This window comes from Kitasatospora sp. A2-31, from assembly GCF_022288725.1.
GTDB lineage: Bacteria > Actinomycetota > Actinomycetes > Streptomycetales > Streptomycetaceae > Kitasatospora.
This window is the reverse complement of record NZ_JAKNTA010000014.1, coordinates 22,584-38,373: the sequence shown is the minus strand read 5'-3', so window position 1 is coordinate 38,373 and position 15,790 is coordinate 22,584. Positions and strand designations below refer to the sequence as shown.

Annotated in this window: 7 protein-coding genes; 1 reads left to right on the top strand and 6 read right to left on the bottom strand. The window is 73.3% G+C overall.

Going from position 1 to position 15,790, the window contains the following annotated elements:
• Positions 1 to 245: 245 nt before the first annotated feature.
• The 4 genes from glgB to MCM47_RS30845 form a co-directional block, all read right to left on the bottom strand.
• Positions 246 to 2,621, bottom strand: coding sequence for a 1,4-alpha-glucan branching protein GlgB (gene glgB, locus MCM47_RS30865; protein ID WP_238865163.1), 2,376 nt, complete (start codon positions 2,619 to 2,621; stop codon positions 246 to 248).
• Between the two features lie 221 nt (positions 2,622 to 2,842).
• Positions 2,843 to 4,333, bottom strand: coding sequence for a phosphotransferase (locus MCM47_RS30855; RefSeq protein ID WP_238865161.1), 1,491 nt, complete (start codon positions 4,331 to 4,333; stop codon positions 2,843 to 2,845).
• Positions 4,334 to 4,600: 267 nt separating this feature from the next.
• Positions 4,601 to 6,325, bottom strand: coding sequence for a maltose alpha-D-glucosyltransferase (gene treS, locus MCM47_RS30850; protein WP_238865159.1), 1,725 nt, complete (start codon positions 6,323 to 6,325; stop codon positions 4,601 to 4,603).
• Complete coding sequence (locus MCM47_RS30845; RefSeq protein WP_238865389.1) at positions 6,322 to 8,277, bottom strand: alpha-1,4-glucan--maltose-1-phosphate maltosyltransferase; 1,956 nt, start codon at positions 8,275 to 8,277, stop codon at positions 6,322 to 6,324. Before MCM47_RS30845 ends, treS begins: the two co-directional genes overlap by 4 nt.
• 1,036 nt (positions 8,278 to 9,313) lie before the next feature.
• On the opposite strand from MCM47_RS30845, the gene glgP reads away from it, so the two are divergent.
• Entirely contained in the window at positions 9,314 to 11,986 is a 2,673-nt protein-coding gene (glgP, locus tag MCM47_RS30840) for an alpha-glucan family phosphorylase (RefSeq protein ID WP_238865150.1), read from the top strand.
• 70 nt (positions 11,987 to 12,056) lie between these two features.
• Here the strand turns inward: glgP and MCM47_RS30835 are convergent, their stop codons facing one another.
• Together MCM47_RS30835 and MCM47_RS30830 are read right to left on the bottom strand one after the other, a co-directional pair.
• On the bottom strand, positions 12,057 to 13,949 hold the full coding sequence (locus tag MCM47_RS30835; protein WP_238865148.1) for an ABC transporter ATP-binding protein: 1,893 nt from the start codon (positions 13,947 to 13,949) through the stop codon (positions 12,057 to 12,059).
• Complete coding sequence (locus MCM47_RS30830) at positions 13,946 to 15,781, bottom strand: ABC transporter ATP-binding protein (protein WP_238865145.1); 1,836 nt, start codon at positions 15,779 to 15,781, stop codon at positions 13,946 to 13,948. The genes MCM47_RS30835 and MCM47_RS30830 overlap by 4 nt, the downstream gene beginning before the upstream one ends.
• Positions 15,782 to 15,790: the final 9 nt, after the last annotated feature.

Sequence of the window (15,790 nt, the reverse complement as noted above, 5' to 3'; positions counted from 1 at the left end):
TCCGCGAGCAGAGTCCCGCCCCGCGGGCAAGGGACGAAGGTCACGTCGGGTCGGGGCCGGGGCCGGGGTCGGGGTCGGGGTCGGGGTCGGGGTCGGGCGGGCTCGCCGCAGCCGTCGGAGCCGGACGGTTCCGGCTCGCCCCCGCGCCAGGGCCCCCGCCTGCCGAGGACCGGTCCCCGGCGGGGAGCCCGGGGCGTGTCCGGCGATTCCCGCCAGGCGCGAATCGTCGGACACGCCCGTGGGTCTCAGGCCGGGCGGAGCCAGATGGTGGCGAGCGGGGGGAGGACCAGCTCGGCACTGCGGGGCTGGCCGTTCCACCCCGTGGCCTCCGCCTTGATCGGGCGCGAGTTGCCGACGCCGCTGCCGCCGTAGGTCTCGGCGTCGGTGTTCAGCACCTCCTCCCAGAGCTGTTCGCGGCCGTCGAGCGCGGGCAGGCCGACCCGGTGGCCGTGCCGGACCACGGGGGAGAAGTTGCAGACGGCGACCAGCGGCGTGCCGTCCGCCGCGTGGCGGACGAAGGAGAGCAGGTTGTCGTCGGCTGCCCCGCCGTCGAGCCAGCGGAAGCCGTCCGGGGTGGTGTCCAGCTCCCACAGGGCCGGGGCGTCCAGGTACTGCCGGTTGAGGTCGCGGACCAGGCGGCGCACCCCGAGGTGCTCCTCGGCGGCCGGCCACGCCTCGTCGAGCACCCACCACTGCGGGCCGTGCTCGTGGTCCCACTCCGCGCCCTGGGCGAACTCCTGGCCCATGAAGAGCAGCTGCTTGCCGGGGTGCGCCCACATGAAGCCCAGGTACGCCCGGTGGTTGGCGCGCTGCTGCCACCAGTCGCCGGGCATCTTGGCGACCAGTGCCTGCTTGCCGTGCACCACCTCGTCGTGCGAGATCGGCAGGATGTAGTTCTCCGAGTAGGCGTACACCATCGAGAAGGTCATCTCGTTGTGGTGGTACTTGCGGTGCACCGGCTCCTTGGACATGTAGACCAGCGAGTCGTGCATCCAGCCCATGTTCCACTTCAGCCCGAACCCGAGGCCGCCGCTGTCGGTGGGCCTGGTCACGCCGCCCCAGGCGGTGGACTCCTCGGCGACGGTGACCACGCCGGGGCAGCGGCGGTAGACGGTGGCGTTCATCTCCTGGAGGAAGGCGGCCGCGTCCAGGTTCTCCCGGCCGCCGTGCTGGTTGGGCGTCCAGGCCCCGCCCTCGCGGGAGTAGTCGAGGTAGAGCATCGAGGCGACGGCGTCCACCCGCAGGCCGTCGATGTGGAACTCCTCGCACCAGTACACCGCGTTGGCGACCAGGAAGTTGCGCACCTCGGTGCGGCCGTAGTCGAACTCCAGGGTGCCCCAGTCCGGGTGCTCGGCCCGGAGCGGGTCGGCCGGTTCGTACAGCGGCTCGCCGTCGAAGCGGGCCAGCGCGAAGTCGTCCTTGGGGAAGTGCGCGGGCACCCAGTCGACGATCACGCCGATGCCGTGCCGGTGCAGGGTGTCGACCAGGTGGCGGAAGTCGTCGGGGGTGCCGAGCCGGGCGGTGGGGGCGTAGTAGCCGGAGACCTGGTAGCCCCACGAGCCGCCGAACGGGTGTTCCATCACCGGCATGAACTCCACGTGGGTGAAGTTCAACTCCTTGAGGTAGCGCGGGAGTTCCTCGGCGATCTCGCGGTAGGTGGTGAGATCGGGCCGCCAGGACGGCAGGTGCAGCTCGTACACCGACATCGGCGCCCGGTGGTGCGCGGAGCGGGCCCGCCGGGCCATCCACTCGTCGTCCTGCCACCGGTACGACGACGAGGTGACCACCGAGGCGGTGCCGGGCGGGCACTGGGCGGCCCGGGCCAGCGGGTCGGCCTTGTCGAGCACCCAGCCCTGCCGGGTGTGGATCTCGTACTTGTACTGGGTTCCCTCGGCCAGGCCCGGCACGAACAGCTCCCAGATGCCGGAGGAGCCGAGCGAGCGCATCGGGTGCCCGGTGCCGTCCCAGTGGTTGAAGTCGCCGATCAGCCGGACGCCGACCGCGTTGGGCGCCCAGACCGCGAACGCGGTGCCGTGCACCCCGTCGACGGTGCGCACGTGCGAGCCGAGCGCCTTCCAGAGCTGCTCGTGCCGGCCCTCGGAGATCAGGTGCAGGTCCAGCTCGCCCAGGGTGGGCGGGGTCCGGTAGCCGTCGTGCTGGCGCAGCGGTGCGCCGCCGGGATAGGTCACCAGCAGCCGGTAGTCGGGCACCTCGGCACCGGCCAGCAGGCCGGTGAACAGGCCGCCCTGCTGGTGGGTGAGCTCCGCCGGGCCGTGCGCGGTCTCCACCACCACCCGCTCGGCGAACGGGCGCAGCACCCGGATCGCGGTGCCGCCGTGCACCGGGTGCGCGCCGAGCAGGGCATGCGGGTCGTGGTGCTTACCGCCGACCAGCCGGTCCACCTCGGCGGGCGGCAGCGGCGCCTCGGGCAGCCGCAGCGCGCCCACCGGCGCGGCGGGGTCCCCGTCCGCCGCCGGCGGCTGCGGTTCGGCGCGCCGGGGGGCGGTGGGCGCCGCGCCCGCCGCCGGCGCCGCGGGCTCGCGCCGTGCGGAGTCCGCGGGTGCCAGGAAGGTCGCGGGGACGGTACGGGTGGTGCGGCCGGGCGGGTCGAGCGGCGTCACGGCGTGGTCCTCCTGCGGAATCGGGGTGGCCGCGGGAACGTCGGCGGCAAGGTGGGCTTGCTCCGGGGGCGGGAGCGGGGGTGGAGCCGGGGAACGCGGGCGGGGGGCGAGGGCGGAGGCTGGGCGAGGACGGGCGGTCGGGAAGGGGACGGGTGGGACGGGTGGGACGGCCGCCTGGGCGGCCGGCCGGGGTGCGGCCGGCCCGGTCGGCCGGCCCCGGTTCAGACGGTCAGGGCGAGCCGGTTGATCGCGGCCAGCGGGATCGGCAGCCAGCTGGGCCGGTGCCGGGCCTCGTAGACCACCTCGTAGACCGCCTTGTCGATCTCCAGCGCGCGCATCAGCTCCGGCGAGGCGGCCGGGTCGGTGCCGCCCCCGGCGGTGTAGCCGGCGCAGAACGCCGTGCGGTTGCGCTGCGCCCAGGCGGCGGCCAGGTGGGCCAGCTCCGGGTCGGGCGGGCCCCCGGCCAGCAGGTGGGCGGCCGCGTAGTCGAAGGAGCGGAGCATCGCGGCGACGTCCCGCAGCGCGGTCTGCGGCTCGCGCCGCTCGGCCACCGACTTGGCCGGCTCGCCCTCGAAGTCCAGCAGCACCCAGCCGTGCGGGGTGCGCATGGCCTGGCCGAGGTGCAGGTCGCCGTGGATCCGCTGGACCGGCATCCCGTCCGGGTGGGCGTCGGCCAGCTGCTGGAAGGCGCTGCGCAGCGCGGCCCGGTAGCGCATCAGTCCGGGGACGGCGGCCACCGCGCTGTCCAGGCGGTCGGCCATCGCGGTGGCCAGCTGCCGGGTCTGGGCCCGGTCCAGCCGGGCCACCGGCATCGAACGGGCCAGCACCCGGTGCACCTCCGCGGTGGCCCGGCCGAGCCGGTGCGCCTCGATCGCGAAGTTGCCGGGCGACGGGTCCCCCTTGAGCCGGCCGACCTGGTCCAGCGCCAATTCCCAGCCGTCCTCGGCCTCCGGCAGGTAGCGCTGGAGCAGGCCGAGGGTGGCCGGTTCCGCGCGCTCCAGACGGCTCTCGAACCAGGCGGCGACCCGGGGGATCCGGGTGGAGCCGGCCCGCGAGAGCGCCAGTGAGAGCTCCAGGTCCGGGTTGGTGCCGGGGTGGATGCGCCGGAACAGCTTGAGGATGTACGAGGTGCCGTAGATGACCGAGCTGTTCGACTGCTCGGCGGTGGAGGCGCGCCCGGGGAGGTTGGCGGGCAGGCCGGAGCCGGGGGTGCGGCGGAACGACAGCGAGCCGAACCGGTCGCCGGTGGCCAGGTGTTCGAGCAGGCGCCCGGTCAGCTCCGGGTCGTGCACCGCGTCGTAGAGCGCGGCGCCGTCGTACGGGCCCTGGCTGAGCCGGCCGAGCACCGCGGTCGGCTCGATGTCCGCCGGGCCCTGCGAGCGGACGCCGAGCAGCAGCTGGTAGAGGTCCCCGTGCGGGGCGCCGGCGGTGGCGGCGTGCTCGACCCGCAGCAGCAGGTGCAGCAGGGCGGGGTCGCCGACCTGGAGCGGGGTGCCGACCACCGGGGTCAGACCGGTGATGGGCCGTCCCTTGCCGGCGTACCAGCGCTGGGTGGGGAGCCACTCGGCGATCAGCGGCAGCGCCGCCTGGACGAGTTCGCTGACCCCCAGTGCGGTTCTCCGGGCCCCGACGCCCCGCGGGCCCGCCGGCGCGGCGGTGCCGGCGGGTGTGTCGCGGTGCAGGTGGGCCTGAGAACGGGAGGTTTCGGACATGACTCCCTTTCCCCGGAAGCGGGCGGACTGCCCGACGGGTCTGGCCGGGTCCGTCAGTCTTCCGGATTTCGGCGGCGCGGCGGCTGCGGCACGCGAGCAGGGGGCTCGGGTGTCACGCCTTCGTGTAGGTGGCCGTTGGGCTGTTCTCCGTACGCGGTGGTGCAGAGAACTCCGGGGGCGCGGGGTTTCAACTCGCGCCCCCGGAGGGTCAAGTGGTGCTCGCGGTGCTCCCCGCGGTGGTGCGGTGACGCGGCCTCCGGCGGATCGTTACTTCGATCGCCTGGTCCCGCTCAGCCGCGGGGGCCGGCGGAGCTGGAACCAGTAGAAGCCGTGGCCGGCGAGGGTGAGCAGGTACGGCCACTCGCCGATCGAGGGGAAGCGCCCCCCGCCGATCAGCTCCACCGGGTACCGCCCGCCGTACTGCCGCAGGTCCAGTTCGGTCGGCTGCGCGAACCGCGAGAAGTTGTTCACGCACATGACCAGGTCCCCCTCGTACTCGCGCACGAAGGCCAGCACCGCGGGGTTGCTGGAGGGCAGCTCGGTGTACGTCCCGAGACCGAACGCCGGATTGAGCTTGCGGATCTCGATCATGCGACGCGTCCAGTGCAGCAGCGAACTCGAACTGCTCTGCTGCGCCTCGACGTTGGTCACCTGGTAGCCGTACACCGGATCCATGATGGGCGGCAGACTGAGCCTGCCCGGGTCGGCGGAGGAGAAACCCGCGTTGCGGTCCGGGGTCCACTGCATCGGCGTGCGCACGCCGTCCCGGTCGCCCAGCCAGATGTTGTCGCCCATGCCGATCTCGTCCCCGTAGTACAGCACCGGCGAGCCGGGCAGGGAGAGCAGCAGGGCGGTGAACAGCTCGATCTGGTTGCGGTCGTTCTCCAGCAGCGGGGCGAGCCGGCGGCGGATGCCCACGTTGGCACGCATCCGCGGGTCCTTGGCGTACTCCGCGTACATGTAGTCGCGCTCCTCGTCGGTGACCATCTCCAGGGTCAGCTCGTCGTGGTTGCGCAGGAAGATGCCCCACTGGCAGCCGTGCGGGATGCGCGGGGTCTTGGCCAGGATCTCCGAGACGGGGTAGCGGGACTCCCGGCGGACCGCCATGAAGATGCGGGGCATCACCGGGAAGTGGAACGCCATGTGGCACTCGTCGCCGCCGGAGGCGAAGTCGCCGAAGTAGTCGACGACGTCCTCCGGCCACTGGTTGGCCTCCGCCAGCAGCACGGTGTCCGGGTAGTCGGCGTCGATCTCCTTGCGGACCCGCTGGAGGAACTCGTGGGTCTCCGGCAGGTTCTCGCAGTTGGTCCCCTCGCGGGCGAACAGGTACGGCACGGCGTCCAGCCGGAAGCCGTCGATGCCCAGGTCGAGCCAGAACCGCAGCGCGGCGATCATCTCGTCCTGGACCCGGGGGTTGTCGTAGTTGAGGTCCGGCTGGTGGGAGAAGAACCGGTGCCAGAAGTACTGCTTGCGCACCGGGTCGTAGGTCCAGTTGGAGGTCTCGGTGTCGACGAAGATGATCCGGGCGTCCGGGTACTGCTTGTCGTCGTCCGCCCACATGTAGAAGTCGCCGTACGGGCCGTCCGGGTCCTCCCGGGAGGCCTGGAACCACGGGTGCTGGTCGCTGGTGTGGTTCATGACGAAGTCGATGACCACGCGCATGCCGCGGGCGTGCGCGGCGTCCACGAACTCCATGAAGTCGGCGAGGTCGCCGAACTCCGGCAGGACCGACTTGTAGTCGGCGACGTCGTACCCGCCGTCGCGCAGCGGCGAGGCGAAGAACGGTGGCAGCCAGAGGCAGTCGACCCCGAGCCACTGCAGGTAGTCGAGCTTGGACGTGAGCCCCTTGAGGTCCCCGACCCCGTCGCCGTTGCTGTCCTGGAAGGACCGCACCAGCACCTCGTAGAAGACCGCACGCTTGAACCATTCGGGGTCCAGGTTCTTCTTCGAGGTCTCGGGGAAGGTGTCGGGGACGGGCTCGTTCACTGTCACGCTGGGTTCCTCCGAACCGTGAGGAGGTGAGCCGGCTCGGCTGAGGGATCGAGCCGGACGTAGTTGTGCCGGCCCCAGGTGTAGGCGGCGCCGGTGAGCTCGTCGTGCACCACGAAGGGCCCGTCCCCGTCGAGGGTGACGGTGGCCTCCTGGGCGTGGTGCGGGTCCAGGTTGACCACCGTGATGACGTGGTCGGTGAGGCCGTCCGGGGTGGTCGCGGTCTTGGAGTAGGCGAGCACCTGGTCGTTGTCGGTCGGGTGGAAGCGCAGGGCGCGCAGCTGCTGGAGGGCGGGGTGGCGGCGGCGCAGCCGGTTCAGCACGGTGAGCAGCGGGGCCAGGGTGTCGGTGCGGTTCCAGTCGCGCGGGCGGAGCTCGTACTTCTCCGAGTGCAGGTACTCCTCGGAGCCCGGGTGGGCCGGGTCGTTCTCGTACAGCTCGTAGCCGGCGTAGACGCCGTAGCTGGGGGAGAGGGTGGCGGCCAGGACGGCGCGGATCGCGAACGCCGCCCGGCCGCCGGTCTGGAGGTACGCGTGCAGGATGTCCGGCGTATTGGCGAAGAAGTTGGGCCGCATGTACGCGGCTGCGTCACCGGAGAGCTCGGTGAGGTAGTCGATGAGTTCCTGCTTGGTGTTGCGCCAGGTGAAGTACGTGTACGACTGGTGGAAACCGATCTTCCCGAGGGTGTGCATCATCGCGGGCCGGGTGAAGGCCTCCGCCAGGAACACGACATCCGGGTCGGTGCGGGCGATGTCGCCGAGCACGCGTTCCCAGAACACCACGGGCTTGGTGTGCGGGTTGTCGACCCGGAAGATCCGCACTCCATGGGACATCCAGAACCGGAGGATTCGAATCGTCTCCTTGACGATTCCGTCCATGTCCTGGTCGAAGTTGATCGGATAGATGTCCTGGTACTTCTTGGGCGGGTTCTCCGCGTAGGCGATGGTGCCGTCGGCGCGGTGGCTGAACCATTCGGGGTGCTTGTTCACCCACGGGTGGTCCGGCGAGCACTGCAGCGCGAAGTCCAGCGCCACCTCCAGGTGCAGGGCCGCGGCCTCGGCGACGAAGTGGTCGAAGTCCCCGAGGGTGCCGAGGTCCGGGTGGACGGCGTCGTGCCCGCCCTCCGGCGAGCCGATCGCCCACGGGGAGCCGACGTCGTGCGGACCGGCCGTCAGGGCGTTGTCCGGGCCCTTGCGGAAGGCTCGGCCGATCGGGTGGACCGGTGGCAGGTACACCACGTCGAAGCCCATCGCGGCGATCGCCGGCAGCCGCTCGGCGGCGCTGCGCAGGGTGCCCGAGCGCGGCGGTTCGACGCCCGCCGGGTCCACCACCGCGCCCTCCGAACGCGGGAAGAACTCGTACCAGGAGCCGAACAGCGCCCGCTCGCGGTCCACCTGCAGCGGCAGCGGGCGGGAGGCGCTCACCAGTTCGCGCAGCGGATAGCGGGCCAGCAGGTCCAGCACCTCGGGAGCGAGTGCGGCGGCGAGCCGCGAGAGCGGCGGCATGCCGGCGTCGCGCAGCGCGTCCACCGCGGCCAGCACGTGGGCCCGGCCCTCCTTCTTCGGCACGCCGCCCGCGGCGCGTTCCAGCAGCAGCGCGCCCTCCTCCAGCACCAGTGCGGTGTCGATCCCGGCGGGCAGTTTCACGGCGGCGGTCCGGCGCCAGGTGGCGACCGGGTCGCTCCACGCCTCCACCAGGTACGACCAGCGGCCGGGTGCGGTCGGCGTGACGTACGCCCCCCAGCGGTCGGTGCCCTCGGCGAGTTCGCGCATCGGCGTCCAGGGGCCGCTGCGGCCGCGCGGGTCGCGCAGGACGACGTTGGCGTTCACCGCGTCGTGGCCCTCGCGGAACACGGTGGCGGTGACCAGGAAGGTCTCGCCGACCACGGCCTTGGCCGGGCGGCGGCCGGCGTCCACCAGGGGGTTGACGTCCAGGACGGGGATGCGGCCGATCACGGTGTCGCTCTCTGTCGTCTTGCGGGCGGCGGTCTTGCGGGCGGGGGAGGTCCGACCGGCCGCGGCCCGGGCGGGGGCCTTGCGGGGCGCCGTGCCGGCCTTCGCGGTGGCGGTGCCGGCTCCGGCGGTGGTCTCGGTGGTGGACGTGGCGGCGGTGGCGCTGCGCCGGGTGGTGGTGCGCTTGCGCGGTGCCGTGGGTCGGCTCTCCTCGGCCCCGGGTTGCCGGGCCGGCTCTGCCTGCTGCTCCGTACGGATAGCCCCGGCACCCCGGGGTCCCGGCATCGGCGCGTCTGTCCGAGTGTCAGAATCCATCCGTCCGGCGGATTCCGCGACCGCTGGGTCGACGGTGTCGGCCACCGGTGTGGACTGGTCCCGCGTGTCGCCGTGCATGCCAAACTCCTGCCCGAGATCGGCGGCAGCTCCCGCGGGCCGCACGGGCCGGGGGGAGTACCGGGAGGACTGCTGGGTGGGGGAGGCCGTGCGACCGGAAGCCTGCCCGCGCCGCCGTCCCCGGCAACCTGCCCCGCTCCCGTCAAGCCCGTGACGGGGAGCCCGAGAGCCCGCGCGCGTCCCGGCGCACGCCTCTCGGGGCACGCCCCTGGGCGACCCAACCCACCCGTGAACGAGCAGGCCGAGGACGAGGACACGCACCGGCGCGCGGTGAGCGCCGAATGGGCTAAGGAGGATGAGGAACGATCAACGCGAAAAGGATTCGGACGTGCTGCTTCGAGGAGGGCGCCACCCGTCGCCGCACTCCCCACAGCATCAACGACCTTGGTTCATAGTCGCATCGGGGACAAGACTTTCGCAGCGGTACGACAGTAGTTTCGGCCCTTCTCGGGGCGGAGGTGCCCGGCGGAAATGGATCTGTTCCACGGTGTTCATGCATTGGTAGTGCGAACCGTCGGAAAGTGCGCCTCGCGCGCCCCCCGTGCAGTCCAATGCGCCGAATGCGATCTCATCAATAGGCCGAACGGAGGCGCAATAGCCCGCTTGACGCACCATCACGACGGTGGCCGCGGCTACGCTTCACGCCGTGAAGGCAATCCGCAGATTCACCGTCCGCACCGTCCTGCCCGAACAACTCCAGCCGCTGCACGAGCTGGCCCTCAATCTGCGCTGGTCGTGGCACCCCGAGACCAGGGACCTCTTCCGGTCCGTGGACCCGGAGGTCTGGGCCGCGACGGGTGAGGACCCGGTGCGCCTGCTCGGGGAGGTCCCGGCGGCCCGGCTCGCCGCGCTCGCCGCCGACCGGCGGTTCCTGCGCAGACTCGGCGACCTCGCCGACGACCTGCGGGAGTACCTGGCCGGCCCGCGCTGGTACCAGACCGCCGAGCGGGCGGCCGGCGCCGCGCAGCCCGCCGCCGTCGCCTACTTCTCGCCCGAGTACGGCATCGCCGCCGCCCTGCCCCAGTACTCCGGCGGCCTCGGCATCCTGGCCGGCGACCACCTCAAGGCCGCCAGCGACCTCGGCGTCCCGATCATCGGCGTGGGGCTCTTCTACCGGCACGGCTACTTCCGCCAGTCCCTCGACCGGGACGGCTGGCAGCAGGAGCGCTACCCCCTGCTGGATCCGGACGAACTGGCCGTCACCCTGCTCCGGGAGAGCGACGGCACCCCCTGCCGGGTCGACCTCGCCCTGCCCGGCGGCCGGACCCTCGCGGCGCACGTCTGGAGGGCCCAGGTCGGCCGCGTCCCGCTGCTGCTGCTCGACTCCGACATCGAGGCCAACACGCCCGCCGAGCGCGAGGTCACCGACCGCCTCTACGGCGGCGGCAGCGAGCACCGGCTGCTCCAGGAGATGCTGCTCGGCATCGGCGGCGTCCGTGCGGTCCGCTCCTACTGCCGGCTCACCGGCCACCCCGCCCCCGAGGTCTTCCACACCAACGAGGGGCACGCCGGCTTCCTCGGCGTCGAGCGGATCCGCGAGCTGATCGCCGACGGCGCGGCCGGCCCCGGCCTCGACTTCGCCGCCGCCCTGGAGGCCGTCCGGGCCGGCACCCTGTTCACCACCCACACCCCCGTACCGGCCGGCATCGACCGGTTCGACCGCGACCTGGTCGCCCGCCACTTCGGCGGGGACGCCGCGCTGCCGGGTGTGCCGGTGGACCAGGTGCTCGCGCTCGGTGCCGAGTCCTGGCGCGGCGGGGACCCGAAGCTGTTCAACATGGCCGCCATGGGCCTGCGGCTCGCCCAGCGCGCCAACGGGGTCTCCACCCTGCACGGCGAGGTCAGCCGGTCGATGTTCAACGGCCTCTGGCCGGGCTTCGACCCCGCCGAGGTGCCGATCACCTCGGTCACCAACGGCGTGCACGCCGCCACCTGGATCGACCCGGCGGTGGTCCGGCTCGGGGCCGCCGAGATCGGTGCCGAGCGCGCCGAGTCCGCGATGACCACCGGCGACGCCCAGCGCTGGACCGGGCTGGAGAAGATCGCCAACACCGACATCTGGGAGCTGCGCCGCACCCTGCGCTCCCAGCTGGTCGACGAGGCGCGCAGCCGGCTGCGCGCCTCCTGGCGCCAGCGCGGCGCCGGCGAGGCCGAACTCGGCTGGGTCGCCTCCGCGCTCGACCCCGACGTGCTGACCATCGGCTTCGCCCGCCGGGTGCCCTCCTACAAGCGGCTCACCCTGATGCTGCGCGACCACGACCGGCTCCGGGCGCTGCTGCTGCACCCCACCCGACCGGTGCAGATCGTGGTCGCCGGCAAGGCCCACCCGGCCGACGACGGCGGCAAGCGGCTGATCCAGCAGATGGTGGCCTTCGCCGACGACCCGGCGGTCCGCCACCGGATCGTCTTCCTGCCGGACTACGACATGGCGATGGCCCGCCACCTCTACCCCGGCTGCGACGTCTGGCTGAACAACCCGCTGCGCCCGCTGGAGGCCTGCGGCACCTCCGGGATGAAGGCCGCACTGAACGGCTGCCTCAACCTGTCCGTGCTGGACGGCTGGTGGGACGAGTGGTACGACGGCCAGAACGGCTGGGCGATCCCCACCGCCGACGAGGCCGGCGGCGTCCTGGACCCGGACAGCGGCGAGGCCGAGCGCCGGGACGACATCGAGGCTGCCGCGCTGTACGACCTGATCGAGCACCAGGTGGCCGCCCGCTTCTACGACCGTGGCGCGGACGGGCTGCCGCACCGCTGGATCGCGATGGTCCGGCACACCCTGGTGACCCTCGGGCCCAAGGTGCTCGCCGGGCGGATGGTCCGCGAGTACGTCGACCGGCTGTACACCCCGGCCGCCCTGGCCCAGCGGGAGCTGGCCGCCGAGGACCACGCCGGCGCGCGGGAGTTGGCCGGCTGGAAGGCACGGGTCCGGGAGGCCTGGCCGGCCGTCCGGGTGGAGCACGTCGAGGCGGAGTGCCCCGACGAGGCGCAGGAGCTGGGCAGCTCGCTGGCGCTGCGGGTGCAGGTCGCGCTCGGCACGCTGGAGCCCGGGGACGTCGAGGTCCAGGCGGTCTCCGGGCGGGTCGACGAGTCGGACGGCATCTCGGACGCCCGGGTGCTCGCGCTCAAGCCGGTCGGCGGGCCGGACCTCGACGGCCGCACCCGCTACGAGGGCTCGCTGGAGCTCTCCCGGACCGGCCCGTTCGGCTACACCGTCCGGGTGCTGCCCGCGCACCCGCGGCTGGCCTCACCGGCCGAGCTGGGCCTGGTCGCGCTGCCCGCCGAGTCGACCGGGATGGACGCGGGGCTGCTGCGCTGAGCACGGGGCGGGGGGCGGGGCGCGGTGCCCCGGGCCCCCCGCCCGTCGGGCCCTTCCGCAGGGGCGCGGCTCAGACCAGGCTGTCCCGCCAGGCCTGGTGCAGTTCGGCGAACCGGCCTCCGCCGCCGATCAGCTCCTCCGGGGTGCCGTCCTCGACGATCCGGCCCTGGTCCATCACCAGGACGCGGTCGGCGATCTCGACCGTGGAGAGCCGGTGGGCGATGATCACCGCCGTCCGCCCGGCCAGCACCGTGCGCATCGCCCGCTGGACGGCCTGCTCGCCCGGCACGTCCAGGGAGCTGGTCGCCTCGTCCAGGATGAGCACCGCCGGGTCGGCCAGCAGTGCGCGGGCGAAGGCGACCAGCTGGCGCTGGCCGGCCGAGATCCGGCCGCCGCGCTTGCGCACGTCGGTGTCGAAGCCGTCCGGCAGCGCGGCGATGAACTCGTACGCTCCGATGGCCCGGGCGGCCTGCTCGACCTCCTCGCGGGTGGCGCCGGGCCGGCCGATGGCGATGTTCTCGGCGACGGTTCCGGAGAACAGGAAAGACTCCTGGGTCACCATCACCACCCCGCGCCGCAGGTCCGCGGTGGCGAGGTCGCGCAGGTCCACCCCGTCCAGGGTGATCCGGCCGCCGGTCGGGTCGTAGAAGCGGGCCAGCAGCTTGGCGACGGTCGACTTGCCCGCGCCGGTGGCGCCGACCACGGCCACCGTCCGGCCGGCCGGCAGCACCAGGTCGAAGGCGGGCAGCACCTCCTTGCCGGTGCGGTAGGCGAAGCGCGTCCTCTCGAAGCGCACCTCCCGGCCGACCACCCGCTCGCCCGCCGCGCCGCGCGGCTCCGGCAACTGCACGGGCTCGGCCGGCTCGACCACGGTCGGCTCGTGGGCGAGCAGTCCGGCGATCTTCTCCAGGGCGGCGGCGGCCGACTGGTAACCGTTCAGGAACATCGCCAGGTGGTCGATCGGGTCGAACAGCCGGCGCAGGTAGAGGACGAAGCCGGTGAGCACGCCCAGCTCCACGGCGCCGTCGGTGACCAGGAAGGCACCGAGCAGCACCACCCCGGTGATCCAGACGTTGGCGGTGGTGCGGGAGAGGCCGACGTACCGGGCGATCTCCAGCAGGCCGTCCGCCGTGGCGGTGGCCGACTGCCGGTTGACGACGCCGAACGCGGCGTCGTTGGCCTGCTCGCGGCGGAACGCCTGCACCGGGCGGATGCCGTTCATGGTCTCGGTGAACCGGACGATCAGCGAGGCGGCCGAGGTGCGCGAGCGGCGGTAGACCCGGCGCGAGCGGGTCCGGAACGAACGGGCGATCAGGAACAGCGGCACGAAGGAGGCCAGCGAGACCAGGCCGAGCCGCCAGTCCATCACCAGCAGCAGCACCGAGATGTAGCAGACCGAGAGGAAGACGGTCAGCAGCTCCTGGAGCCCCTCGGAGAGCAGTTCGCGCAGCGCGTCCACGTCGCTGGTGGCGCGGGAGATGATCCGCCCGGAGGTGTACCGCTCGTGGAAGTCCAGGCTGAGCCGCTGGGCGTGCCGGAAGATCCGGCCGCGCAGCTCCAGCAGGATGTCCTGGTTGACCCGGGCGCTGATCCTGATGAACGCCCACTGCAGGGCGGTGCTCAGCAGGGCGAAGGAGAGGTAGGCGCAGATCACCGCGATCAGCGGTCCGGCGTCGTGCTCGCGCAGCGCCGGGATGCCGCGGTCCATCGCGATCGCCACCAGCAGCGGGCCGGACTGCAGCGCGGCCTGCTGGAGCAGGATCACCGCCATCGCGACGGCGATCCGGGCCCGGTGCGGGCCGAGCAGTGCGCGCAGCAGCGCCCGGGGCGCGCCCGGGGGGACGGGGATGTCCTCCTCGTCGGCGGGCGGCGGCGGGAGCTCGTCCTCGGGTGCGGCCGCGGTGCCCGCGCCGTCCCGCGCGTCCTTCGCCGTCCTCCGGCCGGGTTCGACGGTGGTGGTCATCGGGTGGGACTCCCCTCCGGGACGAGGGCCCCGGGTACGCGGGCGGACTCGCCCGTCATGAGTTCGCGGTAGCGCGCCGAGCTGCGCAGCAGCTCCTGGTGGGTGCCGACGGCCTCGATCCGGCCGTCCGCGAGCACCGCGACCCGGTCGGCGAGCAGCACGGTGCTCGGCCGGTGGGCCACCACCAGCGCGGTGGTGGAGGCGAGCACCTGCCGCAGCGCCTGCTCGACCAGCGCCTCGGTGTGCACGTCCAGCGCCGAGAGCGGGTCGTCCAGGACGAGGAACTCCGGGTCGCCGACCACCGCGCGGGCCAGCGCGAGCCGCTGGCGCTGGCCGCCGGAGAGGCTGAGCCCCTGCTCGCCGACCTCGGTCCCCACCCCTTCGGGCAGCTTCTCGACGAAGCTGGCCTGGGCGGTGGCGAGTGCGGCGGCCAGCCGCTCCGGGCCGGCGCCGGGCGCGCCCATCAGCACGTTCTCCCGGACGGTGGCCGAGAACAGGGTGGGCTCCTCGAAGGCCACCGAGACCAGCTCGCGCAGCCGCTCCCGGGGCAGTTCGCGGACGTCCCGGCCGTCCAGGGTGATGGTGCCGGCGGTGGCCTCGTAGAGACGGGGGAGCAGCGCGGTGAGCGTGGTCTTGCCGCTGCCGGTGGCGCCGACCAGGGCCATCGTCTCGCCGCTGCGGATGTGCAGGTCGATGCCGCGGAGCAGGTCGGGTCCGTCCGGCGGGGCATCCGGGTAGCGGAAGCGGACGCCGGTGAGGCGGATGCCGTCGCGCACCCCGGCGTCCGGTCCGGGGACGGGGGCGGCCGCCGTGGGCCCGGCGGTCTCCGCGGGCAGCGGCTCGTCCAGGATCTCGAAGAACCGGTCGCTCGCGGTGGCCGCCTCGTTGGCGTAGGCGAGCAGCCAGCCCAGCGACTCGACCGGCCAGCGCAGCGCCAGCGCGGTGGAGAGGAAGGCGACCAGCGTGCCGGTGCTCAGCTCGTCGTGCGCGACCAGGTAGCAGCCGGCCGCCAGGGCGCAGCCGAGCGCCAGCTCGGGCAGGCCCACGATGACCGCCCAGAGGTTGGCGAGCAGGCCGGCCTTGCGCAGTTCGGTGCGGCGCAGCGCGCGGGCCTGCCCGCGGAAGCGCTCGGCCATCGCCCGGTGACGGCCGAAGGCCTTGAGGATGCGGATGCCGAGGACGGACTCCTCGATCACGGTGGCGAGGTCGCCGTTCTGGTCCTGGGCGCGGCGCGCGGCGCCGGAGTAGCCGACCTCGAACCGCCGGGTCAGCAGCATCAGCGGGGCGGCGGGCAGCAGCGCGATCAGCGCGAGCCGCCAGTCCTGGGTGAACATCAGCGCGGTGCCGGCCAGGAAGGTCAGCGAGTTCACGATCAGGAAGACCAGCGGGAAGGTCAGGAACAGCCGCATGGTGTACATGTCGGCGGTGGCCCGGGAGAGCAGCTGGCCGGAGCCCCAGCGGTCGTGGAAGGAGATCGGCAGACGCTGGAGCCGGGCGAAGAGGTCCCCGCGCATCGCCGTCTCCACCCCGGCCAGGGGTCGGGCGAGGATGACCCGCCGGGTGTAGAAGAGGCCCGCCTCCAGCAGTCCGAGCACCAGCAGCAGGGCGATCAGCGGGGGCAGCGCGCCGAGGTCGTGGTCGGCGATCGGCCCGTCGACGATCCGGCCGAGCACCATCGGTACGAGCAGCAGGGCGAACGACGCGAGCAGGGCGGCGCCGACCGAGACGGCCAGCCGCAGGCGGATCGGCCGGGCGTAGGGCCACAGCCGGAGCAGCGAGCGGACCGTCGACCGGCGGGCGGGCGCGGGCGTGGGGGTTCGGTTCTCGGGCATCGCCGCGAG

Coding starts and splice junctions, on each gene's coding strand:
- MCM47_RS30830 (WP_238865145.1), bottom strand. CDS start 15,781: ATGCCCGAGAACCGAACCCCCACGCCCGCGCCCGCCCGCCGGTCGACG.
- MCM47_RS30835 (WP_238865148.1), bottom strand. CDS start 13,949: ATGACCACCACCGTCGAACCCGGCCGGAGGACGGCGAAGGACGCGCGG.
- MCM47_RS30855 (WP_238865161.1), bottom strand. CDS start 4,333: ATGTCCGAAACCTCCCGTTCTCAGGCCCACCTGCACCGCGACACACCC.